Origin of the sequence: Streptomyces sp. NBC_01013 (genome assembly GCF_045162765.1) — a bacterium.
GTDB lineage: Bacteria > Actinomycetota > Actinomycetes > Streptomycetales > Streptomycetaceae > Streptomyces.
Genome location: NZ_CP108687.1, coordinates 5770730 through 5796967 on the forward strand (window position 1 = coordinate 5770730; position 26238 = coordinate 5796967).

General features: G+C 69.6%; 20 protein-coding genes, 3 tRNA genes and 2 pseudogenes. 18 read left to right on the forward strand and 7 right to left on the reverse strand.

The genetic code is table 11. The annotated features are described in order from the left end of the window. Positions 1–23 precede the first annotated feature (23 nt). From OG538_RS25070 to OG538_RS25090, 5 genes are all read left to right on the forward strand, one after another. A complete protein-coding gene (locus tag OG538_RS25070; protein WP_406097180.1) occupies positions 24–1007 on the forward strand; it encodes a sirohydrochlorin chelatase in 984 nt (327 codons plus the stop codon). Between the two features lie 36 nt (positions 1008–1043). After that, positions 1044–2363, forward strand: coding sequence for a deoxyguanosinetriphosphate triphosphohydrolase (locus OG538_RS25075; protein WP_406097182.1), 1320 nt, complete (start codon positions 1044–1046; stop codon positions 2361–2363). 258 nt (positions 2364–2621) lie between these two features. Then, positions 2622–3881 (forward strand): NAD(P)/FAD-dependent oxidoreductase, encoded by a 1260-nt coding sequence (locus tag OG538_RS25080; RefSeq protein ID WP_406097184.1) that lies wholly within the window; start codon positions 2622–2624, stop codon positions 3879–3881. A gap of 685 nt (positions 3882–4566) precedes the next feature. After that, positions 4567–6471 carry a DNA primase gene (gene dnaG, locus OG538_RS25085; protein WP_406097186.1) on the forward strand — a complete coding sequence of 635 codons (1905 nt, stop codon included), beginning with the start codon at positions 4567–4569 and terminating at the stop codon, positions 6469–6471. Positions 6472–6666: 195 nt separating this feature from the next. Then, a complete protein-coding gene (locus tag OG538_RS25090) occupies positions 6667–7779 on the forward strand; it encodes an RNA polymerase sigma factor (RefSeq protein ID WP_406097188.1) in 1113 nt (370 codons plus the stop codon). A gap of 189 nt (positions 7780–7968) precedes the next feature. On the opposite strand, the gene OG538_RS25095 is transcribed toward OG538_RS25090, so the two are convergent. The 4 genes from OG538_RS25095 to OG538_RS25110 all read right to left on the reverse strand — a co-directional run bounded on the left by OG538_RS25095 (position 7969) and on the right by OG538_RS25110 (position 13613). Then, positions 7969–9900: an ABC transporter ATP-binding protein gene (locus OG538_RS25095; protein ID WP_406097190.1), complete on the reverse strand. Its 1932-nt coding sequence runs from the start codon at positions 9898–9900 to the stop codon at positions 7969–7971. Beyond that, entirely contained in the window at positions 9900–11633 is a 1734-nt protein-coding gene (locus OG538_RS25100; protein WP_406097192.1) for an ABC transporter ATP-binding protein, read from the reverse strand. The genes OG538_RS25095 and OG538_RS25100 overlap by 1 nt, the downstream gene beginning before the upstream one ends. Before the next feature lie 168 nt (positions 11634–11801). Continuing rightward, positions 11802–13247 (reverse strand): FGGY family carbohydrate kinase, encoded by a 1446-nt coding sequence (locus OG538_RS25105; protein WP_406097194.1) that lies wholly within the window; start codon positions 13245–13247, stop codon positions 11802–11804. Between the two features lie 66 nt (positions 13248–13313). Continuing rightward, positions 13314–13613: a YtxH domain-containing protein gene (locus tag OG538_RS25110; protein WP_406100291.1), complete on the reverse strand. Its 300-nt coding sequence runs from the start codon at positions 13611–13613 to the stop codon at positions 13314–13316. A 191-nt stretch (positions 13614–13804) separates the two neighbouring features. On the opposite strand from OG538_RS25110, the gene OG538_RS25115 reads away from it, so the two are divergent. From OG538_RS25115 to OG538_RS25135, 5 genes and pseudogenes are all read left to right on the forward strand, one after another. Further along, positions 13805–13877, forward strand: a tRNA-Asn gene (locus tag OG538_RS25115). 5 nt (positions 13878–13882) lie between these two features. Beyond that, a tRNA-Asn gene (locus OG538_RS25120) sits at positions 13883–13955 on the forward strand. A gap of 245 nt (positions 13956–14200) precedes the next feature. After that, a tRNA-Ile gene (locus OG538_RS25125) sits at positions 14201–14274 on the forward strand. Positions 14275–14868: 594 nt separating this feature from the next. Beyond that, positions 14869–15118 (forward strand): annotated as a pseudogene (locus tag OG538_RS25130) (deaminase); the annotation flags it as partial. A gap of 228 nt (positions 15119–15346) precedes the next feature. Beyond that, complete coding sequence (locus OG538_RS25135; RefSeq protein WP_406097196.1) at positions 15347–15901, forward strand: TIGR03086 family metal-binding protein; 555 nt, start codon at positions 15347–15349, stop codon at positions 15899–15901. A 152-nt stretch (positions 15902–16053) separates the two neighbouring features. Here OG538_RS25135 and OG538_RS25140 read toward each other — a convergent pair whose 3' ends face one another. Then, positions 16054–16956 carry a GlxA family transcriptional regulator gene (locus OG538_RS25140; protein ID WP_406097198.1) on the reverse strand — a complete coding sequence of 301 codons (903 nt, stop codon included), beginning with the start codon at positions 16954–16956 and terminating at the stop codon, positions 16054–16056. A gap of 150 nt (positions 16957–17106) precedes the next feature. Between OG538_RS25140 and OG538_RS25145 the strand changes: the two genes are divergently transcribed. From OG538_RS25145 to OG538_RS25180, 8 genes are all read left to right on the forward strand, one after another. Next, positions 17107–17991: a dienelactone hydrolase family protein gene (locus OG538_RS25145; RefSeq protein WP_406097200.1), complete on the forward strand. Its 885-nt coding sequence runs from the start codon at positions 17107–17109 to the stop codon at positions 17989–17991. Then, positions 17988–18335 carry a DUF1330 domain-containing protein gene (locus OG538_RS25150; RefSeq protein ID WP_406097202.1) on the forward strand — a complete coding sequence of 116 codons (348 nt, stop codon included), beginning with the start codon at positions 17988–17990 and terminating at the stop codon, positions 18333–18335. The genes OG538_RS25145 and OG538_RS25150 overlap by 4 nt, the downstream gene beginning before the upstream one ends. Positions 18336–18547: 212 nt before the next feature. Beyond that, positions 18548–18970 (forward strand): hypothetical protein, encoded by a 423-nt coding sequence (locus tag OG538_RS25155; protein ID WP_406097204.1) that lies wholly within the window; start codon positions 18548–18550, stop codon positions 18968–18970. Next, positions 18967–21288: a VC0807 family protein gene (locus OG538_RS25160; protein ID WP_406097206.1), complete on the forward strand. Its 2322-nt coding sequence runs from the start codon at positions 18967–18969 to the stop codon at positions 21286–21288. Before OG538_RS25155 ends, OG538_RS25160 begins: the two co-directional genes overlap by 4 nt. After that, a complete protein-coding gene (locus OG538_RS25165) occupies positions 21285–23057 on the forward strand; it encodes an ABC transporter ATP-binding protein (protein WP_406097208.1) in 1773 nt (590 codons plus the stop codon). The genes OG538_RS25160 and OG538_RS25165 overlap by 4 nt, the downstream gene beginning before the upstream one ends. Then, entirely contained in the window at positions 23050–23838 is a 789-nt protein-coding gene (locus OG538_RS25170) for an SDR family oxidoreductase (protein ID WP_406097210.1), read from the forward strand. The genes OG538_RS25165 and OG538_RS25170 overlap by 8 nt, the downstream gene beginning before the upstream one ends. Positions 23839–23927: 89 nt before the next feature. After that, a complete protein-coding gene (locus OG538_RS25175) occupies positions 23928–24302 on the forward strand; it encodes a nuclear transport factor 2 family protein (protein ID WP_406097212.1) in 375 nt (124 codons plus the stop codon). Between the two features lie 179 nt (positions 24303–24481). Further along, positions 24482–24751, forward strand: a complete 270-nt coding sequence (locus OG538_RS25180; RefSeq protein WP_406097214.1) for an XRE family transcriptional regulator — start codon at positions 24482–24484, stop codon at positions 24749–24751. A gap of 111 nt (positions 24752–24862) precedes the next feature. On the opposite strand, the gene OG538_RS25185 is transcribed toward OG538_RS25180, so the two are convergent. Together OG538_RS25185 and OG538_RS25190 are read right to left on the reverse strand one after the other, a co-directional pair. Then, positions 24863–25381, reverse strand: a complete 519-nt coding sequence (locus tag OG538_RS25185; protein ID WP_406097216.1) for a hypothetical protein — start codon at positions 25379–25381, stop codon at positions 24863–24865. A gap of 440 nt (positions 25382–25821) precedes the next feature. Continuing rightward, positions 25822–26217: pseudogene (locus OG538_RS25190) on the reverse strand (transposase); the annotation flags it as partial. Positions 26218–26238: the final 21 nt, after the last annotated feature.

Sequence of the window (26238 nt, forward strand, 5' to 3'; positions counted from 1 at the left end):
CCTGCGCCCGGCACCATCGGTCCATGACGGAGTCGGCACCGGAACGTCCCCAGGAGTCCCTGCCCCTCGACAGCACGGCGCACGAACGTCCCCAGGAGCCCCTGCCCCTCGACAGCACGGCGCAACTGCTGACCCGTATCACCGCACAGCTCGGCACCCAGCTCAGCCTCGTCTCCCTGAACGGAACCCGACGGCCCATGCACCGCACCCCGCAGCAGCCCGCGCACAGCAACGTGAGCCCCCTGACACCCACCGCCCCCACCCTCGTCGCCGTCGCGCACGGCAGCCGGGACCCGCGGGCACTGCACACGGTGACGGAGCTCCTGGACCGGGTGCGGGAGCTGCGGCCGGGGCTCGACGTCCGGCTCGGCCACATCGAGCTCAACGAACCCCTCCTCCCGCAGACCCTGGACGCCCTCGGCGGCGGTGAGGCGGTCCTCGTACCGCTCCTGCTGGGCCGCGGCTACCACGTGAAGCAGGACATCCCGGAGGCGGTCGCCGGCGCCGTCGCCCTGCGCACGCGCACCGCCGCACCCCTCGGACCGCACCCGCTGCTGGTCGAGGCGCTGCACGGCCGGCTCACCGAGGCGGGCTGGAGGCCCGAGGACGACGGGAACCGCAACAGCGCCGTGGTCCTGGCCGCAGCCGGTTCGCGTGATCCCGAATCGGCGGCCGGTACCCGTCGCACCGCGTACCTGCTCAGCGAACGGCTCGGCGGGGTGCCTGTCGTGCCCGCGTACGCCTCCGCCGCTGCGCCCAGCGTCCCGGCCGCTCTGCGCGCCTTGGCCGCCCGCGGCCGCCGAAGGGTCGCCGTCGCTTCGTACTTCACCGCCCCCGGACGCTTCGCCTCGGCCGCGGCGGCCCGGGCGCCCTGGATCGCCGCCGCCCCCCTCGGCGCCCACCCGGCCATGGCACGCCTGCTGCTGCACCGCTACGACCAGGCTCTGGCAGTCGGTGCACCTGTGCACGAAAACCCGATGAACACACGTTTCCTGGCCTCCGCCTGAGCCTTCCTGTCAGTCCGGCGGATTAGTGTCGGACATATGGAAGGCACGGACGACGCGTACGACACACAGAACCCCGGCACGGCTCCCTACAGTGCGGCCGACGCCGAGCGCTGGGACACCGAACCGGACAAACGGCCCGGTCGCACCGCCTTCCAGCGCGACCGCGCCCGGGTGCTGCATTCCGCCGCGCTGCGCCGGCTCGCCGGGAAGACCCAGGTCGTCACCCCGGGCACCCGCAGCCATGTCTGGGACGCCAGCCCGCGGACCCGGCTCACGCACTCGCTGGAGTGCGCGCAGGTCGGCCGCGAACTGGGTGCGGCGCTCGGCTGCGACCCCGACCTCGTCGAGACGGCCTGTCTCTCCCACGACATGGGCCACCCGCCCTTCGGGCACAACGGCGAGCAGGCGCTCAACGACTTCGCCTCCGACTGCGGCGGCTTCGAAGGCAACGCCCAGTCGCTGCGGCTGCTGACCCGCCTCGAACCCAAGCGGTTCGTGCGCGACACCCGCACCGGCGACCTGGCCAGCGTCGGACTCAACCTGACCCGCGCAGCGCTCGACGCCGCCACCAAGTACCCCTGGCCCAGAGGCTCCCATCCCACCGACCCCGGCTCGCCGAAGTTCGGGGTGTACGAGGACGACCTGCCGGTCTTCCACTGGTTCCGCAAGGGCGCCCCGCAGGACCGCAAGTGCTTCGAGGCCCAGGTGATGGACTGGTCCGACGACGTGGCGTACTCGGTCCACGATTTCGAGGACGGGCTGCACGCCGGACACATCGACCCCAACTGCCTCGACGCGGAGCCGGAGCGGCAGGAGATCTGGGCCGTCGCCATCGGACGGTACGTCCCCGCCGGCACCGATCCCCAGGAGCTGTCCGACGCGCTGGACCGGCTCATGGGCCAGGACTGGTGGCCGCACGGGTACGACGGATCGGCCGTGGCGCAGGCCCGGCTCAAGGACGCCACGAGCCAGCTGATCGGCCGTTTCTGCCTCGCCGCCGAAAGCAGCACCCGGCAGGCGTACGGCACCGGACGCCTCGGCCGGTACGGGGCCGAGCTCGTCGTCCCGAGCGAGGCGCGCCATGAGTGCGCGGTCCTCAAGGCGGTCGCCGACCGGTACGTCATGCAGCGTCCCGAGCAGGAGGAGATCCGCGCCGATCAGCGGATCGTCATCGCCGAGCTGGCCGCGGCGCTCACCGCCCGCGCACCGGAGGGGCTGGAGCCGCAGCTGCGGGCGCTGTACGAGGCGGCCCCCGACGACCGCGCCCGTAAGCGGGTCCTCGTCGACCAGATCGCCGCCCTGACCGACGCCTCGGCCCGCTCCCTCCACCACTCGCTCACCGCACGCCGCGGCTGAGCGGCCCGGTGGCGGACCCCTGGGGCGCGGCGATGACGGACGGCGGGGCGCAGGTGGTCTGCTGGGGTACACATACCTCTCTGCGCAGGGGCGCGGGGGCCGCCCTCACACCCTTGCTCCCGGCGTGCGGGCCCCGGCCCGCGCACCGGCCCATGACCACTGGGGGTGACCTGATCGGGTCACACCCCCTTTCGCCATCACGCTGCGTGCGGGACGCTCGCAGTTGGCGCCGCGCAGCAAGCACCGAGGAGGCATCAAGTGGTCGACGCACATCGGACGTTCGTCATTGTCGGCGGAGGACTGGCCGGAGCGAAGGCAGCGGAGACGCTCCGGTCGGAGGGTTTCAGCGGCCGGGTCATCATGATCGGCGATGAGCGGGACCACCCGTACGAACGCCCGCCGCTCTCCAAGGGGTACCTGGCCGGGAAGGAGGACCGCGACAGCGTCTTCGTCCACGAGACGGCCTGGTACGCGGGGGCCGACGTAGAGCTCCACCTCGGCCAGCCCGTCACCGCGCTGAACCGCGCGGCACGCTCCGTGGAGCTCGGCGACGGCACCGTCATCCACTACGACAAGCTGCTCCTGGCCACCGGCGCCGAACCGCGCCGCCTGGACATCCCCGGCACCGACCTGGCGGGCGTCCACCACCTGCGCCGCCTCGCCCACTCCGACCGGCTGCGCAACGTGCTGGCCGCGCTCGGCCGCGACAACGGCCACCTGGTGATCGCCGGCGCCGGCTGGATCGGCCTGGAGGTCGCCGCCGCGGCCCGCGGGTACGGGGCCGAGGTCACCGTCGTCGAACCGGAGGCGACCCCGCTGCTCCGGGTCATCGGCCCCGAGCTCGGCCAGATCTTCACCGACCTGCACAGCGACCACGGCGTCCGCTTCCACTTCGGCGGCCGACTCACCGAGATCGTCGGCCAGGACGGCATGGTCCTCGCCGTGCGCACCGACGACGGCGAGGAGCACCTCGCCCACGACGTCCTCGCCGCGATCGGCGCCGCCCCGCGCGCCGCCCTCGCCGAGGCCGCGGGACTCGACATCGCCCCGCGCGCCGAGGGCGGCGGCATCGCCGTGGACGCCTCGCTGCGCACCAGCGACCCCCACATCTACGCGGCCGGGGACGTCGCCAACGTGGCCCACCCGCTGCTCGGTACCCGGCTGCGGGTGGAGCACTGGGCCAACGCGCTGAACAGCGGCCCGGCGGCGGCCCGCGCCATGCTCGGCCAGGACGTGGTCTACGACCGGGTGCCGTACTTCTTCTCCGACCAGTACGACCTCGGCCTGGAGTACTCGGGCTGGGCGCCGCCGGGCAGCTACGACCAGGTCGTGATCCGTGGTGACGCGGGCAAGCGCGAGTTCATCGCGTTCTGGCTGAAGGACCACAAGGTGCTCGCCGGGATGAACGTGAACGTGTGGGACGTCACGGAGACCGTGCAGGAACTGATCAAGGCCGGCCAGCCGGTCGACCCGGACACCCTGGCCGACCCCTCGGTGCCCTTGGACTCCCTGATCTGAACGGGCACGGGTGCCCTTGCGGGGCGTTGCGCCGGGTTTTGACCTTGCCCCGGTCCGGGGCGGGGGGTTCCGTCCTCAATCGCCGGACGGGCTTGGTTGGTGCGGGTGCCCCCGCAGGGGCACTTCGGCTCGGTGGTGGGGGTCCGTGGCCCCTCCGGGGCGTCTCCTCGAACGACGAACGTTCCGCGGGTACGCAGCGGACCCGGGTCGATGTTCGTCGTCCTGCGGGGACTCCCCTGCACGGCCCCGGACCCGGCCGCCGTGCGTCTGCGGCAGTCGTATGGCGTGTGTGCAGACGCACGGCCCCGGACCGGCCGCCCTGCGTCTGCGACAGTCGTACGGCCGGTCTGCACACGCGAGTGATGCAGGGTGGGGCCGTGCAGGGCAGTCCCCGCAGAAAATGGCGTACGACCCGGGTCCCCCACGTGACCGGGTGCACACGCCATTTTTGAGGAGTCTGCCCGGAGGGGCACCACCCCCACCCACCCGACGTGGCGCACCCCGCGGAGCGACCCGCACCACTCAAGCCCGTCCGGCGATTGAGGACGGACCCCCGAGCCCCGGACGGGGCGCACCCCGCAGGGAACCCGCGCCCCGGACACAGCGCACCCCGCAGGGACCCGGCACGGCCGAGGAAGTCCGCGGCCGGACGCGGACTGTCCCACCCCACCCGTAGACTTCACTCGTGGCAGGCAGGATCAATGACGACGACGTGAAGGCGGTCCGGGACGCGGTCCCGATCGACGCCGTCGTTTCCGAGTACCTCCAGCTGCGCAACGCGGGCGGGGGAAACCTCAAGGGCCTGTGCCCCTTCCACGACGAGAAGTCCCCCTCCTTCCAGGTCAGTCCGAGCAAGGGTCTCTTCCACTGCTTCGGCTGCCAGGAGGGCGGCGACACGATCGCCTTCGTGCAGAAGATCGACCATCTGACGTTCGCGGAGGTCGTCGAGCGCCTCGCCGCCAAGGCCGGCATCACCCTGCGGTACGAGGAGGGCGGGTACAACCCCTCCCACCAGCGCGGCGAGCGCATCAGGCTGGTCGAGGCGCACAAGGTGGCCGCCCAGTTCTATGTGGAGCAGCTCGACGGCCCCGAGGCCGAGATCGGCCGCAAGTTCCTCGCGGAGCGGGGCTTCGACCAGGCGGCCGCCGCTCACTTCGGCGTCGGCTACAGCCCGGCCGGCTGGGACCACCTCACGCGCTACCTGCGCGGCAAGGGCTTCAGCGACAAGGAGCTGATCGCCTCCGGCCTCTCCCAGGACGGCAGGCGCGGCCCCATCGACCGCTTCCGCGGCCGGCTGATGTGGCCGATCAGCGACACCTCGGGCGAGGTCGTCGGCTTCGGCGCCCGCAAGCTGCGCGACGACGACAACGGCCCGAAGTACCTGAACACCCCCGAGACCGCGATCTACAAGAAGTCCCAGGTGCTGTACGGCATCGACCTGGCCAAGAAGGACATCGCGAAGGCCAGCCGGGCCGTCGTCGTCGAGGGTTACACGGACGTGATGGCCTGCCACCTCGCCGGGGTCACCACTGCCATCGCCACCTGCGGCACCGCGTTCGGCGGCGACCACATCAAGATCCTGCGCCGCCTCCTGATGGACAACGGCAGCGCCCGGGTGATCTTCACCTTCGACGGCGACGCGGCCGGTCAGAAGGCCGCCCTGCGCGCCTTCGAGGACGATCAGAAGTTCGCCGCCGAGACCTACATCGCGATCGCCCCGGACAACATGGACCCGTGCGACCTGCGCCTCGCCAAGGGCGACGACGCCGTCCGCGACCTGGTCGAACCCCGCACGCCGCTCTTCGAGTTCGCGCTCCGCCAGATCGTCGGCCGCTACGACCTGGAGACCCCGGCCGGCCGCGCTGCCGCCCTCGACGAGGCGGCCCAGGTCGTCGCCAAGATCAAGACGGGCAGCGTGCAGCGCGAGGTCGCCGTCCAGCTCGCCGGCTTCATCGGCATTCTGGACCAGGAGTACGTCGTGCACCGGGTCAACCAGCTCGCCCAGTGGGCCCGTGGCAGGGGCGGCGACAGGGGCCCCGCACCCGCCGCCCGCGGTGGCTCACGGCGCCAGGAGGTGCAGGCCCCCGTCGCTCCCTCCGGCCCCGCGCTCAACCTCCGCAGCCCGGCCCACCGCACCGAGCGCGAGCTGCTGAAGCTCGCCCTCCAGAAGCCCGCCCTGGTCTCCCCGGCGTTCGACGCCTACGGGGTCGACGAGTTCACCGCCCCGCCGTACGCCGCGGTCCGCCAGTGCATCGCGGAGGCGGGCGGTGCGGAGCTCGGCGTCCCCGAGACCCGCGAGTACCTCGTGCAGGTGCTCGACGCGACACCCAACGACACGGTGCGCAAGCTCGTCACGGAGCTGGCGGTCGAGGTCTTCCACGGCAAGTCCATCGACGAGGCGTACGCGGGCGAGCACCTGGTCAAGGTCCGCCTGCGCGCCGTCGACCGCCGGATCAACGACGTCCAGGGCAGCCTCACCCGCCTCGGCAGCAATGTGGCCCCGGACCACCTGGCCGCCGCACAGAACGAGGTCTGGGTCCTTCAGCAGTACGCCCAGTCGCTGCGCAACAACGGCGCCGACGCGCTCTGACGCCCCCGGGCCGCGCTCCGCGGTAACCGGCCGATCACGGACCGGATTCAGAAAGTCCCCGCACGCCCCTCGTGGCAGCTGTGTGTCGTACCCCACACTGGATGGCGGTGCCTGAGTCATCGGAGCGCGGCCGGCTCACCGAACGGTGGTCCTCCATCCCCGCGTTCCGGCAGCGATCACCTGGAGGTCGCCCCCGTGCAGACCCGGACCGTGACCGAAACCGAGCGTGTCCCGGCCATCCCCGCGCAAACCCGGGCCGTGCATCACCCCGAGGCCGCGGCGGACCCGCCGACACCCCTGCCCGCCCCGCAGAGCCTGCCCGGACCGCCCGAGGCCGTCATGGAGGAGCCGGAGCTCCCCGAGCCCTCGGAGCCGCGCAGTCGTCCGGACACCGGCGGACCGTCGTCCGACCTCTTCCGGCAGTACCTGCGCGAGATCGGTCGCATCCCGCTCCTCACCGCCGCCGACGAGGTGGATCTCGCCCGCCGCGTCGAAGCCGGCCTGTTCGCCGAGGAGCACCTGGCCCGCACCCCGGACCCCGACACCCGGCTGGCCGTCGACCTGGACCGGCTCGTGGTCATGGGGCGGATGGCCAAGCGCCGCCTCATCGAGGCCAATCTCCGCCTCGTCGTCTCGGTGGCCAAGCGCTACGTCGGCCGCGGACTGACGATGCTGGACCTGGTCCAGGAGGGAAACCTCGGACTGATCCGGGCGGTCGAGAAGTTCGACTACGCCCGCGGCTACAAGTTCTCGACGTACGCGACCTGGTGGATCCGTCAGGCCATGTCCCGCGCCCTCGCCGACCAGGCGCGGACCATAAGGGTCCCGGTCCACGTCGTCGAACTGATCAACCGCGTCGTCAGGGTGCAGCGCCGGATGCTCCAGGAGCGAGGCTACGAACCGACGTCCGAGGAGGTGGCCGGCCAGCTCGACCTGACACCGGAACGGGTCGGCGAGGTTCTGCGCCTCGCCCAGGAACCCATCTCCCTGCACGCCCCGGTGGGCGAGGAGGACGACGTCTCGCTGGGAGACCTCATCGAGGACGGGGACGCCGCGTCCCCCGTGGAGTCCGCGGCCTTCCTGCTGCTGCGAGAACACCTGGAGGCGGTGCTCTCCACGCTCAACGAGCGCGAGCGCAAGGTGGTCCAGCTGCGCTACGGGCTGGCCGACGGCCGGCCGCGCACCCTGGAGGAGATAGGGCGGATCTTCGGCGTGACCCGCGAGCGCATCCGTCAGATCGAGTCCAAGACCCTCAACAAACTGCGGGACCACGCCTTGGCCGACCAGCTCCGCGGCTACCTGGACTGACGTGCGGTCCAGGCAGCCGCCGGAGCGGGTGCCCGGGCTTCCCGTCCGGATCATGCCGGGCTCACGGGTTCCGTGATCCGGCCCGATCCGGACGACAGGCAGGCTGGGGCGGGTTTCGAAAGTCCCGTCTGGCCCGGGACGCCGCGGGCCCCGCCCTCCGGGCGGACGACGCTCCTTTCGAAACACGTCCTAGTCGACCTCTGCGACCGCCTGCGCGAACTGCGCCGCGTACAGCCGGGCGTACGCGCCGTGCGCCTCCAGCAGCTCGTCGTGCGTGCCCTGCTCGACGATCGACCCGTTCTCCATCACCAGGATCACGTCGGCGTCCCGGATGGTGGAGAGACGGTGCGCGATCACGAAGCTCGTACGACCATGGGCCAGGCCCGCCATCGCCTTCTGGATCAGCACCTCGGTACGGGTGTCGACGGAGCTTGTCGCCTCGTCGAGCACCAGTATCACCGGGTCGGACAGGAACGCCCGCGCGATGGTGATCAGCTGCTTCTCGCCCGCGCTGACGCCCGAGCCCTCGTCGTCGATGCGCGTGTCGTACCCGTCGGGCAGGGTACGGATGAAGCGGTCGGCATGGGCCGCCCGCGCGGCCTCCTCGATCTGCTCACGGGTGACGTCCCCCGACGCACCGTAGGCGATGTTCTCCGCGATGGTGCCGCCGAACAGCCAGGTGTCCTGGAGGACCATGCCGATCCCCGAGCGCAGGTCGTCGCGCGACATCTTGGCGATGTCGACCCCGTCCAGAGCGATCCGGCCGCCGGTCACCTCGTAGAACCGCATCAGCAGATTGACCAGCGTCGTCTTGCCGGCGCCGGTCGGACCGACGATGGCGACCGTGTGGCCCGGCTCGACGCTCAACGAGAGGTCCTCGATGAGTGGCTTCTCCGGGTCGTAGCGGAACGACACGTTCTCCAGGGACACGCTGCCGCGCAGCTCCCCGGGGAACTCGGCCTCGCCCTTCGTCGGGTCCGCGTCCTGCTCGTCCGCGTCCAGCAGCTCGAAGATCCGCTCGGCCGAAGCCACTCCCGACTGCACCAGGTTCGCCATCGACGCGACCTGGGTCAGCGGCATGGAGAACTGGCGCGAGTACTGGATGAAGGCCTGCACGTCACCGATCGACAGCGAGCCCGAGGCGACCCGCAGCCCACCGACGACAGCGATCAGCACGTAGTTCAGGTTCGACACGAACATCATCAGCGGCTGCATGATCCCGCTGTTGAACTGCGCCTTGAACCCGGCCTCGTACAACGCGTCGTTCTGCTCGGCGAAGTCCCGCGCCGATTCGTCCTGCCGCCCGAAGACCTTCACCAGGGTGTGCCCGGTGTACATCTCCTCGATGTGGGCGTTGAGCTTGCCCGTCACCTTCCACTGCTGGACGAACTGCGGCTGCGAGCGCTTGCCGACCTTCGTCGCCACGACCACCGACAGCGGCACGGTCACCAGGGCGACCAGCGCCAGCAGTGGCGAGATCCAGAACATCATCACGAGTACGCCGACGATGGTCAGCAGCGAGTTGATCAGCTGCCCCATCGTCTGCTGCAGCGTCTGCGAGATGTTGTCGATGTCGTTCGTCGCCCGGCTCAGCACCTCGCCGCGCTTCTGCCGGTCGAAGTACGACAGCGGCAGCCGTGACAGCTTCGTCTGGATGTCCTCACGCATCTGGAACACGACCCGGTTGATCACCCGGATCGACAGCCGCGTCGAGACCAGCATCAGCAGCCCGGCACCGACGTACACGGCCAGTGCCACGAGCAGCACCCGGCCGATCGCGTCGAAGTCCATGCCCTGCCCCGGGGTGAAGTCCACCTTGGAGAGCATGTCGGCCAGCGAGCTGTTGCTCTTGCGCAGGCCCTCGACGGCCTGCTCCTTCGTCGTCCCCGCGTCCATTCCCCGGCCGACGACACCGGCGAACACCAGGTCCGTCGCCTTGCCGAGGATCTTCGGGCCGACCACCGAGAGCGCCACGCTCAGCGCGACGGCCACCAGCATCACGTACAGAGTGGCCTTCTCCGCCGCGAAGCGCTTCAGCAGCCGCTTCGACGAGCCCTTGAAGTCCATGGACCGCTCGGTGGGAGCCCCGCCCGCCATCATGCGTCCGCCAGGCCCGGCCATTACGCGGCCTCCGCTTCCGTCAGCTGGGAGAGAACGATCTCCCGGTATGTCTCATTGCCGTCCATCAGCTCGTGGTGGCTGCCGGAACCGACGACGCGGCCCTCGTCCAGCACCAGGATCCGGTCGGCGTCGCGGATGGTGGACACCCGCTGCGCGACGATCACCACCGTCGCCCCCTGGGTCTCCCGCAACAGCGCCGCACGCAGCGCCGCGTCCGTGGCGTAGTCCAGTGCCGAGAAGGAGTCGTCGAAGAGGTAGATCTCCGGACGCTGCACCAGGGTCCGGGCGATCGAGAGCCGCTGTCGCTGCCCGCCGGAGACATTGGTGCCGCCCTGCGCGATCGGCGCGTCGAGCCCGTGCTCCAGGGCCTCGACGAACTCCTTGGCCTGCGCGATCTCCAGCGCGTGCCACAGCTCCTCGTCGGTCGCGTCCGGATTCCCGTACCGCAGATTCGTCGCGACCGTCCCGGAGAACAGATAGGGCTTCTGCGGGACCAGACTCACGGTCTTGGCCAGCAGCACCGGATCCAGCGTCCGTACGTCCGTCCCGTCGACCAGCACCTGGCCGTCCGTCACATCGAACAGCCGGGGTACGAGACCGAGCAGCGTCGACTTCCCGCTGCCCGTCGACCCGATGATCGCGGTCGTCTCGCCGGCCCGCGCCACCAGATCCACCGAGCGCAGCACCGGTTCCTCGGCACCGGGGTAGCGGAAGTCCGCACCGCGCACCTCCAGATGCCCCTGGGCCCTGAGCTCCCGTACCGGGTTCACCGGCGGCACCACGGAGGAGTCGGTCTCCAGGACCTCCTGGATGCGCTCGGCGCAGACCTCCGCACGGGGCACCATCATGAACATGAAGGTGGCCATCATCACCGACATGACGATCTGCATCAGATACGAGAGGAACGCGGTCAGCGCCCCGATCTCCATCCCGCCGCTGTCGATCCGGTGCGCGCCGAACCAGACGACGGCGATCGACGACACGTTCACGACCGTCATTACGGTCGGGAACATCAGCGCCATCAGCCGGCCCGTGGACAGCGCCACGTCCGTCAGCTCGGTGTTGGCGCCCCGGAAGCGCTCCTCCTCGTAGCCGTCGCGCACGAAGGCGCGGATGACCCGGTTGCCGGTGATCTGCTCTCGCAGCACCCGGTTCACGGTGTCGAGCCGCTCCTGCATCGTCCGGAACAGCGGACGCATCTTCCGCACGATGAGGCTCACCGCGATGCCGAGGACCGGCACCACCGCGAGCAGCACCGCGGACAGCGGGACGTCCTGCCCGAGCGCCATGATGATGCCGCCGACGCACATGATCGGGGCCGACACCATCAGCGTGAACGTCATCAGGGCCAGCATCTGGACCTGCTGCACGTCATTGGTCGTACGGGTGATCAGAGAGGGCGCACCGAAGCGGCCGACCTCACGCGCGGAGAACGACTGCACCCGGTCGAAGACCGAGGCCCGGACGTCGCGGCCGAGGGCGGACGCGGTGCGGGCACCGATGTAGACGGCCCCGATGTTGCAGACCACCTGGGCGATGCTGACGACGATCATCACGCCGCCGTACTGGATGATGTAGCCCGTGTCCCCCTGGACGACACCGTTGTCAATGATGTCGGCGTTCAGGGTGGGCAGGTAGAGCGTGGCGCAGGTCTGCAGCAGCTGGAAGACGACCAGCAGCGCAATCGGTTTCTTGTACGGACCGAGATAGGCCCGCAGGAGTTTTATGAGCACGCGTGTCTCTCGGAGTCGGCGAGGTCGGGAGTCGACTCATTTTCGGGCACCGCCCACCGCGACTGCGAACGTTTTTCCTCAAGTCCAGGTCAAAAAACGGACCCGGTCCATAATTTCCGTGTCCGGACCCCACCAGGAGGCCCGGACACGTCACGGTGGGCGTTCGTATCAGCGCGCGGAGTCGAACGCCCCCGGGTGGGTCTGGTCCCGCGTCGCCACGTACTGCTGACGCACCGCCTGACCGACGGGCAGCTCATCGCCGGGCTCCAGCACCTGAGTCGCGGCGCCCTGCCACGGCGGGGGAGTGCGCCCGTCCATCGTTCCCTGGGATACGCCCAGCGCCCAGGCCGCCTGCCGGGCCGCACCCAGCGCCGCGTACTGCGCCGGCTGCGGCACGACCACCTGGGTGCCCAGCAACGCGGGCGCCAGTCCCTGCACGGCCGGCAGTTCGGCGGCGGCCCCCAGCAGGAACACCCGCCGCACCTCCACCCCGCGGCCGCGCAGCACGTCCAGCGCGTCGGCCAGCGAGCACAGCATTCCCTCGAACGCCGCCCGGGCCAGGTGCTCCGGCTTCATCGACTCGCGCCGCAGCCCGCACAGCGTTCCGGCGGTGTGCGGCAGATCCGGGGTGCGCTCACCCTCCAGGTACGGCAGGAGTACGAGCCCCGAGGAGCCGGGCGTCGACTTCAGCGCCAGCGCCGACAGCTCCTCCAGCCCGTCCACCCCCAGCATCTCGGCGGTGCCGCGCAGCGCGCGTACCGCGTTCGAGGTGTGGACCACCGGCAGGTGCATCCCGGTGGCATCGGCGAAGGAGGTGATCATCCCGGTCGGGTCGGCCAGCGCCTCGTGATGGACCGCCATCACCGAACCCGACGCCCCCAACGACACCACGGCGTCACCGACCGCGACACCCAGCCCGAACGCGGCCGCCATCGTCTCGCCCGTACCCGCCGAGATCAGCAGCCCCTCGGGCGTCGTCCCCGCCGCGTCGGACGGGCCGAGCACCTCCGGCAGCGCCGCCTGGTGCCCCAGGGCGAGCTCCACCAGTTCCGGCCGGTACGACTCGCTGCCCGCCGACCAGTACCCCGTGCCGGAGGCGGCCCCGCGGTCGGTGGTCCGCCGGGCCGGCCGGCCCAGCAGCTGCCACACCAGCCAGTCGTGGGGCTGGAGCACCGCGGCGACACGCTGCGCCATGTCCGGCTCGGTGCGCGCCAGCCAGCGCAGCTTCGACACGGGCTGGGCGGCCTGCGGTACCGACCCGACGGCCTCGGCCCAGGCCTGCCGCCCGCCGAGTCCGTCGATCAGATCGGCCGCGGCGACCTGCGCCCGCCGGTCGTTGCCGAGGAGCGCCGGACGCACCAGATTGCCCTGGTGGTCCAGCGGCACGAGCCCGTGCTGCTGCGCCGACACACCGATGGCCTGCACCCCTTCGAGCAGGCCGCCGGCGGCGGCCTCACCGAGAGAGAGCAGCCACGCCTGAGGATCGACCTCGGTGGCCTTGGCGTCGACGGGATGTGTGGCGTATCCCTGACGCAGCACGGCACCCGTGTCCGTATCGCAGACCACGATGTGCGTGAAGGCGGATGAACTGTCCAAGCCGGCGACTATGCCCATACATGGATTCTGCCGCACCCCCGGAGGTTTCCCGACCGGTGGTGCGGCAGATGTGGCGGTGGCGACTCAGGTGTTGGTCGTTCCCCAGTCGTCCTCGCCGTTCGCCCCGCGCCCTCGCAACGACCGGACCCGGTCCGCCACCGAGGCCGGCACCTTGTCCCCGACCTTCTCCTCGACCGCGTGGTACGCCTTACCGGCGAACTGGCGGCCGTTCTGGGCCGCCGTCTCGCAGGTGTTGCGTACGGCCGGGTTCTGGGCGAACTGGCGTGCGGACTTCTTCAGCTGCTCGTAGCGCTCGCGCCCGGCACGCGTGCCGAGCACGTAACCGAGGGCCACTCCGGCGATGAACGTGAGCCGGTACCGCATGGCTGCCACCCTTCCTTCGCTCCGTCTTCGCTCCGTGCGACGTGTGCTGCTCGCCTACCCGCAGACGCCCGAGATCACCCCGGGCGATACCGATTGGCAAAGCACCCCCCTGCTTGCGCTAATGTATGTGTCGCAGCGAACGCGCGCCGCTCGGCAGTAGCCAGGCAGGTACGTTCGAGGCAACGCAGCAATCCCCTGTAGCTCAATTGGCAGAGCAGCCGGCTGTTAACCGGCAGGTTACTGGTTCGAGTCCAGTCGGGGGAGCGCGATCCCCTGTAGCTCAATTGGCAGAGCATTCGGCTGTTAACCGGAGGGTTACTGGTTCGAGTCCAGTCGGGGGAGCGGAACGGAAGAGGACCCCACGGGGTCCTTTTTCGTGTGCCCGGCACCAGTGCGCGGGGAGCCTGCGGTGGTGATGCCGGTGGGGCTCGCGTGACTCTTTCGCGTCAACCTTGGGCCATCTGGAACCGGGCAGCGAGCAGCGCGGTCTTCATGGTCATGAGGAGCCGGGCAGTCGGAGCGAGAGATCGTATGACCGGCTATGCTGCGGCAGACGGCGCGCACACGTGTACGCGCCACGCCGAAAAGGGGCGGTAGCTCAGCCGGTTAGAGCAGCGGACTCATAATCCGTCGGCCGTGGGTTCGAGTCCCACCCGCCCCACCGAGCGTCCCCAGGCAGAATCGTTCTGACCTGGGGAGACGTGTTTTTCGGCGGCGGTTTCCGTGCAGCGAACGTGGCGCTTGGGGTAGGCGTAAAAGGTCTTACGTGGCTGTGACCTGGGACTTTCCCGGTGTCGTGTCCGTGGGAGCGTCGTGGTGTGCTCCCACGGCCGCTTGAACGGCGATATATCCTGGTTGCTCACGCCTGTGATGGTGAGGGGGGTATCTCCGGCGCGGTCTTTCCCGCTGAGGTACTGGCGCTTGCCAGGTCAGCCTGCCGACGCGCAGCGGAGCTGTAGGGGCAGTGCCCGTGTGATGGCTCGTGAAGTCGAACTCGTCAGTTCTGCGGTGCCCGGGCAAGGTCCTGAGTGAGGTTCCCGGTTGAGCCGGGAGCGGCGGGGGCCGACGGCTCCTTCTGCGAGTGAGCGGCGGTCGGTTATGGGCGCACAAGGCGTCTGGCGGTGAGTGATGGTGACGGCGGAGTCCCACGTGAGCGGGCAGGTGTGCTGTCCGGGAGTGTGTTACGCAACATCACAGACGGTGCCTGAGGTGAGAGTTGCGCTCGTCGCACCTTGTGTGTGTCGTCGACGACACCCCCGACAAAGCCCTGGCCCAGGCCCGGGCAGCAGCCGACGGTCGGGACGTCCGCCTCGGCGGGGGCGCGCGGACCATCCGCGCCTTCCTCTTGGCGGATCCGGTCGACACCCCGTACGTAGCGGTCTCCCCCTGGAGCTCGTCCGAGCACCAGGCTCTGGCAGTCCCCGGACGAGCTCGATGACCGATTCCCTCACGACGTCGTCCCCAGCCCCAGCGGGGCGGTCCACCACCTACTCCGGAGACGTTGACCGACCGATCGCGCTGCTCGACGGCTCCACCGAACTGCGTCCCGTTGATCGATCCTGTTGTGGCACGCTCAGCGTGCGCCCGATGGTCACCGGAGCGTGACCAGTACGGGATTCCCTCGCGAGACGCAGCTCGTGGAGTGGAACCGGCCGAATCCTTGCCGGGGGTATGCAGGCAAGTCGGGTTGGTCGCCTCCCGGACGAGCGGCTCGTGCCGCTAGCCTGTAGCGCATGGAGTTGATCAGGGCAGCTTCGGCAGAGTTCGAACGAGTTGTGCGTCAATTGCCCGCGGACTCGTCGGAGCAACCGACGCCGTCGGGAATCTCGGTACGCGAGTTGATTGAGCACGTGGTGGTGGGGAACCGCTTCACCGCACTTCTGCTGGCAGGTGTTGGTCGCGGCGAGGCCCGCGCCATGCTCGCAGCCAAGCAGGCCGGCGATGACCCAGTCGCTGACGTGAGTGAGTCCGCACAGCGCCAAGCACAGGCATTCTTCGCGACATCGCCCGGGCAACAGGTCGCGGGCCCGAACGGAAATGTTCCCGTCGCCGCCTACTTGCGATTCCGTCTCGTCGACCTGGTAGTGCACGCGTGGGACCTCCTGCGTGCCGCGCGTCTCGACGAGACCCTCGATCCGCAGACTGTTCTCGGCGTGCTGAACACGGTCGAGCCGCACCTGGACGAAATGCTTTCCTTCGGAGCGTATGGTGCCGGTCCGAGCGGAACGCTGCCTGCTGACGCGTCACCACAGATCCGGCTGCTCGACTCCTTCGGGCGACGACCGTAGCCACATCTCCGATTGTGCGGATGACAATCCTGCTCTGGTGACTGACGCCCTCCGGTCATGTGGTCCGCTGAAGGACCCTCGGCCGAGCCGAGTGCCGACGGCCTTCCGACGCTCTCGTGCAAGGCGATGGGGTGCGCCGATCCGGTTGTCATTCAGTGGGCGCGGGTGCGCTGTCCGCGGACTGTCCGGGGGCTCATCCCGAGCTCTTGGCTCATGGCCCGTCGAAGTGCCGTCGGGTCGCTGTACCCGACTGCATGGGCGACTCCGGTGACGGCGAGGTCGGTGTTGTGCAGAAGCTCGACAGCTCGCTCGACACGCAGGCGTCGTAGGAATCGAGCAGGTGACATACCTGTGGCTTCGCTGATTCTGCGGGTGAAGGTGCGCGGACTGAGGTGTGCGGCGGCGGCCAAGTCCCTCACTCCTATGCTTGTGTCGAGGTGCTGGAGCGCCCATGACCGCGCGATTGCGACATCGCTGTCGGCGCCCTTGACCGTCTCGGGCATCACGTAGGGGGACTGCGACCGACGACGGTCGACCGCGAGGTACCTGGCGCACTCCCGGGCGAGCGCCTCCCCACCGTGGCGCCCTACGAGCGTCAGCATCAGGTCCAGGTGCGCCAAGGCTGCCCCTGCGGTTGTCACCGGGCCGTCGGTGACGACGAGATCAGCAGGTGTCAACCGGACTGCGGGGTACCTGCGGGCGAACAGCGGCGCCAGCCACCAGGTGGTAGTCGCACGTCGCTGATCGAGGATGCCGGCTTCGGCGAGGAGGAACACTCCGGCGCACGAGGCTGCGATCTCGCTACCTGCTGCGGCGGCTTCCTTCAAGTAGTGCGCCCCCGCTCTGGCATCGGGCGCTGCGAGTCGGCTGCGAACTTCTTGGGTGTTTCTCATCCCGAGGCCAGGGACGACCACGAGATCCACCGGATCCGTGGCGTCTCCATAGCCCTTGGCGACCCAGGGCTGGACGTCGAACTGATCGGCCCGTCCCGATCGGAGGGCCAGCCGGTTCGCGGTGTCGAGGACATCAGCCGTGATGGCCACGGAGGTGGCCATCGCTCCCTCGAGATCCAGTACGCGGACCGAGGTCATGTCTCGAACCGCCCGGAATATGGCCGGTCACGCTCTCTCAGGGACTTCATCGTGATCCATCGTAGTCACCAGATCGGCCGCACTCCGCGACGATCCATCGCAGGGGGGATCTCTATGACGGATCACGACGTGACCCAAGACGACGACCTCGCCGACTTCACCGTCCGGTCCATCTCGCTCCTCGGCCAGGTGCGTCGCGTGTATGTCAGCGGTGGCGGTCCCGGCGTGATCGTGATGCACGAGATGCCCGGCCTCAGCCCACACGTCGCTCGTTTCGCCCGATGGGTCCGCGATCGTGGCATGACGGTCTACCTTCCTTCCCTCTTCGGCACCGACGGCGCCCTCGGTGACGCCGACAGCGGGGCACAGGTGTTTCGTCGTCTCTGCGTCGCGAAGGAGTTCCGCGCACTCGGCGGTGGCGAGTCGAGCCCCATCACGACGTGGTTGATGGCCCTCGCTCGTTTGGCGCACCGTGAGTGCGGGGGATCAGGTGTGGGCGCGGTCGGGATGTGCTTCACCGGCAACTTCGCCATCACCATGATGCTCGAGAGCGCCGTCGTCGCGCCGGTGGCCTGCCAGCCGTCCCTGCCGTTGGACGAGCCGGGTTTCCTGGAGATCAGCGACGCCGAGCTCACCGCCGTGAAAGAACGTCTCGACCGTGACGATCTCACCGTCCTGGCCTACCGATTCGAGGGTGACAAGGTCTGCACCAGGGCACGCTTCGATGCCTACGCGCAAGCCTTGGGTGGCTCCTTCGTCAGCCGCGAACTCCCCGACACTGCCGCGAATCGTGATGCACCGCCGTTCTTCGCCGCTCACGTTCCCTATCCCCACAGCGTGGTCACTGTTCACCTCATCGATCGAGAGGGCGAACCGACCGCCACGGCACGCGACGAGATCCTCGACTTCCTTGTCCACCGGCTTCACGGCCACGCCAACTCGGACCGCTCGACCGACGCTCATGCGAACCGACCCTCTCCAGACAGGAACCTTCTGTGACTGCCTACGCCATCGCCCATCTGCGCGACGCCGAGCCGCACCCGGACGTCGCCGAGTACATGGAGCGGATCGCCGGCACGTTCGAGCCCTTCGGGGGCCGCTTCCTGGTGCACGGCACGCCACCGGAGGTGAAGGAGGGCGCGTGGGCCGGACACGTCGTGGTGATCGCCTTTCCCGGGATCAACGAGGCCAGGGACTGGTGGGACTCTCCCGCCTACCGGGAGATCGCACCCCTCCGCTCCCGGCACATCCAGGGCGACATCATCCTCGTCGGCGGCGTTCCCCAGGACTATGACCCGAGCGCCACCGCGCAGGCCATCCGGAACGCCCCGGCATCGCGCTGAGGTCGTCGACCCTGCAAGGACTGCGGTGTCAGATTCGTACCTGCGTACGACACCTTCACCCACCCCCTCGCCCGGCGGCCTGGCCCGGAAGGCCCAGCTGGTCGACTGCGCGGTGGACGTGCTGCGCAGGCACGTCCGTCGCCGAGGTTGCCTGCCGCGCAGGCGTCAGCAACGGAGTGGTGACCTGCCACTTCCCTACCGAGGAGGACTTGTTGAGCGAGGTGGTGACCTCCCTCTACCGCGAGGCCGGGTGGCAGATCGGCCAGGCGACGGGCGACAGCGACTCGGTGATCGGCGAGCTCGCGACCTGCATCAGGAGCAACCTCACTTTCGTCGCCGACCATCCGAGGCACGTGCGCGCAGTCATGGAGGTGGCGGCGAACATGCGACCTGCGGACGGCCCCCCGGGAGGCGAGGATCCCCTGAGCGCCCACCGGCGAGAGCTGATCGAGGGAGGGCAGGCGACGGGTGAGGCCGCGGATGTGGACGCCGGGGTGCTGACCATGACGATCCGGGCGTCGACCGACGCCGCCGCGGCCCGCGCCGCCTGCGACCCGACGGCTGACCCACGAGGCCACGCCGAGCACCCGGTCACCATCGTCCGACGTGCACTGCAGGCCACGGAGCCACGATGAGGGCCCCGAGAAGCGGTCCGGTCGCCTTCACCGGCTTCCTCCTCATCGACCTCGTCGTCCCGCTCGCGTCCTACTACGTGCTCCGCGCACTGGGCGCATCCGTCTGGACAGCGCTCCTCGCCGGGGCCGCCCTGCCTGTGCTCCGCCTGAGCGCCGGCCTGGTCCTCCGGCGGCGCGTCCCAGGGGCGAGCCTCTTCGCTCTCGGGCTCATCACCGTCGGGACTGCGATCGGCCTCATGACCGCCGACTCGCGGCTCCTGATGGCCCGCGAGAGCTATCTGACCGGCTTCGTCGGTGTTTGGGTCCTGCTGTCGCTGCTGCGGGCACGACCGCTCGTCTTCACGGCGACCGTCGGTTTCATGCCCCCGGCACCGGCCGAGGACTGGCACCGGTCCTGGGAGACGAGCGAGACCTTTCGGCGAGCGATGCGGGGCATGACCTGGGGCTTCGGACTGGCCTTCCTCATCGATGCTGCGGCTCGGGTCGTGATGAGCTACACGCTGCCTCTGGACCTCGTCCCGGCGACCTCCGCCGCACTTCTCGCCGTGATGCTGGTCGTCGTGGTCCAGACGGGCAAGGCATGGGGACGCCGACACATGCGCCGGAGCACCGTGCCGCCGACGCGCCCCTACACCCGTGGCCCGTGGTCGTACTTGGCGTGGCTCGTGTCTCGGCAGCGCGGCCGGGTCACGCTCGGAGCGGTGCTCGGCAGCGCCTGGACGGTGGGGCTCGCCCTACCGCCGTACGTACTGTCCCGTGCGGTCGACAGCCTCGCGGAGAGCCAGCAGAACGTGGTGCTGGGGTGGACGGCTGTCCTGCTCCTGGTCGGGGGCGTCCTGGCAGGCCTGAGCATCTGGCGGCATCGCACCATGACCCGGGTGCGCATGGATGCGGCGCTGCGGACGGTGTCAGAGGTGAACGCCCACGGCATCCGTCTGGGAGACACGATGGCGCGTCGCGCGCTCACCGGGGAGGTCGTGGCCATCGGAGGTGGGGACGCGTGGACGATCGGGCGCAGCCTCACCGCGACCGGGCCGGGAGTCGGTGCGGTGCTCGCCTACGTGGTGATCGCGGTGCTGCTGTTGCGGATCTCGGTGCCACTGGCTGTGGTCGTGCTGGCGGGGGTTCCGGTCCTGGCCCTGGTCGTGGGTCCGGCGACGCGCCGGCTCCGGACGGTCGGTACGCCGTATCGCGAGCAGCAGGGCCGAGTGACGGGTCGGATGGTGGACATCGTCGCGGGGCTGGGCGTCCTGAACGGCCTGGGCGGCAAAGCGGTCTACGCCGACCGTTTCCGCGCCGAGTCGCAGCGGCTGCTGCAGCACGGCTATCGGGTCGGCCGCGTCACGAGCGTGATCCAAGCAGCCGGTCTGGGGCTGCCGACACTGTTCTCCGCAGTGGTGGTGTGGCTGGCCGCCCGGCTCGCGGTCGAGGGCAGCATCACGGTGGGCGAACTGGTCGCGGTCGCCGGCTACGCCGCGGTGCTGGCGGTGCCGGTTGCCTCCTTCATCGAGGGCGCGCTCGATCTCAGCCAGGCTCTCGTGGCCGCACGTCGGGTGACCGACTTCCTGGACGTGCGCCCCGACAGCACCGGCACGGCGGTGCCCCCGGTGCGGGGAGACCTGATCGACGAGGCCTCCGGGCTGCGGATCACACCGGGGACGTTCGCTGCGGTCGCCACCGCCCAGCACTCCGACGCCGTGGCCCTCGTCGACCGACTCGGCGGTTTCCGCCCAGGTGCCACCTGGGCCGGGCAGCCGACCTCCGAGCTTGATCCCGCCCAGTTGCACGAGCAGGTGCTGGTGGCCGACAACGACGCCGCCCTGTTCGCCGGGTCCCTGGCCCAGGTAGTGGCCGGTCGCCTCGACGCCGCCGACCTCGGTGAGGCTGCGATCCTGGACGCGCTGCACACCGCCGCCGCCGACGACGTGGTGCGGGGCCTGACCGAGGGCCTGGGGTCGAGGATCGACTCCGGGGGACGGAACCTCTCAGGCGGTCAACGCCAACGCGTCCGCCTCGCTCGGGCGACGATCGCCGACCCGGCCGTCCTGCTCGCGGTGGACCCGACCTCGGCGCTCGACGCCGCCACGGAGGCCACCATCGTCGACCACCTCACCCACCACCGTCGCGGTAAGACCACATTGGTCACCTCGACGTCCGCGCTCGTGCTGCAAGGAGCCGACGAGGTGCACCTGCTCGCCGACGGTCGGGTGGTCGCAAGCGGCACCCACACCGCCTTGCTGGCCAACCCCGCCTACGCTGCTCTGGTCCACCGCGGAGGACCGGCCACCAGCGGCCACGACCCCGAGATCCAGGCATGAGCGCGCAGCCGTTGCCGGTGGCAGAGCCCGGCGAGGTCCGCCGTGCTGCGTGGCGGCTCATCCGCTCCGACCGCGCAGCATTCATCGTCGTGCTGCTCGCCAACTGTGCGGCGGCAGGCGCAGGTCTGGTCGGGCCGTGGCTGCTCGGGCAGATCGTCAACGAGGTGCAGGCCGGGGCTGGGGTCGCGACCATCGACCGGTTGGGCCTCCTCGTGGTGCTTGCCGCGGCCGTGCAGCTCCTGATCGGGCACCAGGCCCGCCGCCTGGGCCACCGGTTCGGCGAACGGACTGCCGCCCGACTGCGCGAGCAGCTGGCCGACCGGCTCATGCGGATCCCTGCACGAGCTGTCGAAGGGGCCGGCACCGGCGACCTGACCTCACGTGCCACGACCGACGCCGGCCTGGTGTCGTTCGCTCTGCGCGACGCCGCGCCAGAGATGGTGTTCGCCCTTGCCCAGGCGCTGATCATCGTCGTCGCCGTCGTCCTGCTCTCCCCCGTGCTGGGCGCCGTCGGACTGGTCGCACTCGTCGCCATCCCCGTGGTCCTGCGCTGGTACCTGCGCCGCGCCCGGTCGGCCTATCTGGCCCAGGCAGCCGCGCATGCCGAGGTCGCCGACGTCCTGGCCGGCACCGCCGCCGGCGCCCGGACGGTGGAAGCGCTCGGCCTGCAGGAGCGGCGGGCCGCCGACTGCTCGTCCGCGATCGCTGCCGCGACAGCCGCCCAGCTGCGCACCCTTCGCCTGCGGAGCGTGTTCTTCCCGACCATCGACGCCTCCACCGCTCTTGCCGTCGGCGCCGCGTTCGGCGTGGGCGGCCTGCTCTACCTCGACCACCGGCTCAGCCTCGGCACCGTCGTCGCGGTCGTCCTCTACCTGCGCCAGCTCACCGCCCCGATCGACACGATCCTGATCTGGGTGGAGACTTTGCAGAGCAGCGCCGCCTCGTTCGCCCGCATCGAGGGCCTCGCCTCGTCAGCGCAACCGCCACGACGCAGCGCCGAGGGCGTCACGGCCGTCCCCACCGACCAGGACATCGTCGTCACCGACGTCCGCTACGCCTACGACGGGGCCGACGTCCTCCACGGTGTCGACCTCGACGTCCGGGCCGGCGAGCGTCTCGCCGTCGTGGGGACGTCGGGAGCAGGCAAGACCACCCTGGGTCGCCTCATCGCCGGCATCGACCGTCCCCGATCAGGGAGGGTCACCGTGGGCGGTGCGGACGTCGCCGACCTCGCACCCGAGCAGCTTCGCCAGCACATCGTCCTGGTGACCCAGGAGCACCACGTGTTCGCCGACCCGCTGCGCGACAACCTCACCATCGCGGCACCTCACGCCACCGACGCCGAGCTCCTCGAGGCCCTCGGCGTCCTCGGCGCAGACTGGTTCGACGACCTCCCCGACGGGCTCGACACCGACCTCGGCACCCATCGGCTCGGCGGCGCCCAGGCCCAGCACGTCGCGCTCGCCCGAGTCCTGCTCGCCAATCCCCACACCCTCGTCCTCGACGAGGCCACCGCCCTGCTGGACCCGACGACCGCTCGCCGCACCGAACAAGCCCTCGCCGCCACCATCCAGGGCCGCACCATCATCGCCGTGGCCCACCGACTCCAGACAGCCCGAGACGCTGACCGCATCGCCATCATGGAAGGGGGCCGCATCACCGAGCTCGGCCACCACGACCACCTCGTCACCACCGCGACCTCCTACGCAGCCCTCTGGGAAACCTGGAGTGCAGACACCAGCCACGAGGGGACTGACAACCATGAGTGACACACGAAGCCGACCCGCGGGACCCGTGCCACCGGCAGTCCGTCCGCTCACGATCGTCACAGGCGGGGCGCGAGGGATCGGCGCCGCCACCGTCGCGCACCTGGCGCGTGCAGGACACGACTTGATCGTCGGCTACCGCGACGACCGCGCTGCCGCCGAGAGGACAGCCGCAGCAGCACAGGACCACGGCGTGAGAGCCGTCGCCGTGGCCGGCGACGTGACCGACGAGGATGACGTTGCCGAGCTGTTCGCCGCTGCCGCGGACCTGGGCGCCGTCACCGGACTGGTGAACAACGCCGGACTGACCGCACACCTTGGAGACTTGGCGGACACCCCGGTCGCGGTGCTGCGCCGGGTCGTCGACGTGAACCTCGTCGGCGCGCTGCTGTGCGCGCGCGAGGCGGTCCGGGCAATGTCCACCACCCGCGGCGGACACGGTGGGGCAATCGTCAATGTCTCCTCGGCAGCAGCCACGCTGGGCTCGGCACACGACTACGTCCACTACGCCGCAGCCAAGGCCGGGGTCGAAGCGATGACCGTGGGACTCGCCAAGGAGGTCGCCGATCAAGGGATCCGGGTCAATGCCGTGGCGCCGGGCACGGTGCACACGAGGATCCACGCCGATGCCGGGGATCCGGACCGCGCCGGGCGCGCTGCCGCACGCATCCCGTTGGGCCGAGCCGGAGAGCCCGACGAGATCGCTCCGGCCATCGTCTGGCTGCTCGGCTCCGAGGCCAGCTATGTCACCGGAGCCAGCATCCGAGCGGCTGGTGGACTGTGACCCGCTCGGCCGCTGACGATCGCGAAGGTCGGCGACGTCGAGCCCGCAGCACCAGCGCAGCACGCGCGTTCCGGCGAGAGGATGATTCAGTGCTCCACAGTGACGACAGGCCGTCGACGTCCGCCCGATCGCGGGAGCTCCGCGAGCTGTACGAGGCGTTCAACGCCCGCGAGATCGATCGGGTCCTCGCGGCCATGACCGCCGATGTCCAGTGGCCCAACGGCTGGGAAGGCGGGCACCTCGAAGGACGGGCGTCGGTCCGCGACTACTGGATTCGCCAGTGGGCTCAGCTTCGGCTGTCTCTCACGCCTGTGCAGTTTCGGGAACGGGGCGACGGCCGGATCGAAGTCGCGGTCAGACTGGTGGCTCGCGACCCGGGCGGTTCCGTTCTTGCTCGAGAGGAGGTCCGTCATGTGTACGAGTTCGAGGGTCGTCTGGTCCGTCGCATGCAGGTCGAGCAGTAGTCGGTGATCGCCCGAATCGGGTCACGGTCTCAGAGGGCGGTATGCGAGTCGTTGTCTGATATCTGACTCTGTCATGGGATTGGCGTGCAGGTCAGGGCTGGTGACGATCGCCGGTTGCATGGTGAGGGCGAAAAAGTCAGCGGGCTGTCCCAGCCTGGGCTCTGCGACACACTGCGGTCATGAGCCGAGAGGAATCTGTGCGGCTGGCGAGAGCCCTCATCGAGTTCCGTGAGGCCGAAGGCATCTCGGAACGTGAACTCGCGCGCCGCACCTGGCTGAGTGAGGCGACCTTCAGGACCTTCGAAGGCGACCGTGGGGACCTGCCCACCCCGATTGTTGCCCGAAGCTTCGAGGGAGTCCTTGGCTGGGCTCCGGGCAGCATCAAGGCCACGCCGTCCGAGGCGATGGGCCGTGAGCCATCGGCGGACTCGGCCATAGACCTCGAGTAGGCGCGCTGGGCAGGGCTAAAATACGAACGCAAGGCCGATCACTTCCTGGCCTTCACCAGCATCGCCTGCACACTCATCTGCTACCACAGACTCGCCAAATGAGATGACTCTTCAGTCCATCGGATAGAAATCAGGCTCCGGAAACGGCCTCGCGATCGAGAACGGCTCGAAATCGGGATCGGTCAGCACTCGGCAGACGAACTCGGAAGTGGACATGTTCACTTCGTGCCAGGGATACGGATCTCCCTGTGTGACAATGGGCCAGCTCGCCGGATCCTCATCCGCGGACGCTAGCCAGAAGTAGCTGCACTTCATCTCACCGAACGCCCAGGGAATGAGGCCGCGCCGACCTGGCCGGTACATTCGGTAGGGCTTGAAAGCGGGATCTGGGCCGCTCTCCGGGCCGCCCTCGAGATACTTCTTCCAGATCCTGACCAGGTCGAACTGCCTCGTGGCATCGACGGTGAAAACACGCAAGAACTCCGAGAATTCGCCCTTGCCGAACGTCTCGGCAAGCTTCTTGTAATCTTCGGGCAGTTGAGTACCAAGATCTTCTTCGATGCTTTTCCAGGGAATATCGAGCCGAAGCGGCTCCCAGTGTGTAGCCTCAGTGATTCGCTCGATCCACATTCTCTTCACATTCCGATCGAAGGCTTGGACCGGGGGCGTATCAGATATACGACACGCCCCCGGTCTCACTCTATGGGGTGTTGTAGACCGGTACCGAACAGCTGGCGTCGCTCGAACTGTTCCAGGTGATGTCGAACTGGTCCAGTGGCATAGGAACACGTGGTGAGGGCTTGCACTGCTAACTGTCGCCCGAAGCAGAGTGGGTGTGGCGCGGATGTGGCGATCCATTCGCCACGGCCGGACCTCTTGAACGACCCCTTTCCCCTCTGTTGGCCTGACCGCAGAGCCTCCCCGCCCGGCGGCGAGACCTTCCCCCTCCGCGCCCGGCCTTAATGCCGTGCGCCCACGACCGGCTCACATACGGGAACTCGCTGAAGGTCCCGGTCATGGACCTCACGTGACCCGAGTGCGCGCCGGATGACCATCGGTGAGACAGAGGGCTATCGCCTGGCCCAGATGAGAATGGCAGCAAGACGGAGTGCAGCCAGGTAGACAATGGCCAGCTTGTCCGTTCTCATCGCGAGACCACGCCACTGCCTGAGCCGGGCGATGCATCGCGCGACAGCATTGCGCCGCTTGTACGCCTCGGCGTCGAAGGTGGGAGGCGGGCCTCCCACACGACCGCGTCGCCGTCGGTGACCTACCTGGTCGGACGGTTGGGGAATGGCGGCACGGATCCCGCGCCGACGGAGATGGCTCCGGATCGCACGGGACGAATACGCGCGGTCCGCCAGAACAGCGTTCGGCCGGACCCTCGGTCGTCCCGGCCCAAGCCGCGGGCCACGAATGCCTGCCAGCACCGCTTCGAACGACGGCGCATCGCCCGCCTGGCCTGCGGCACCAGCATTCCCTGTCCC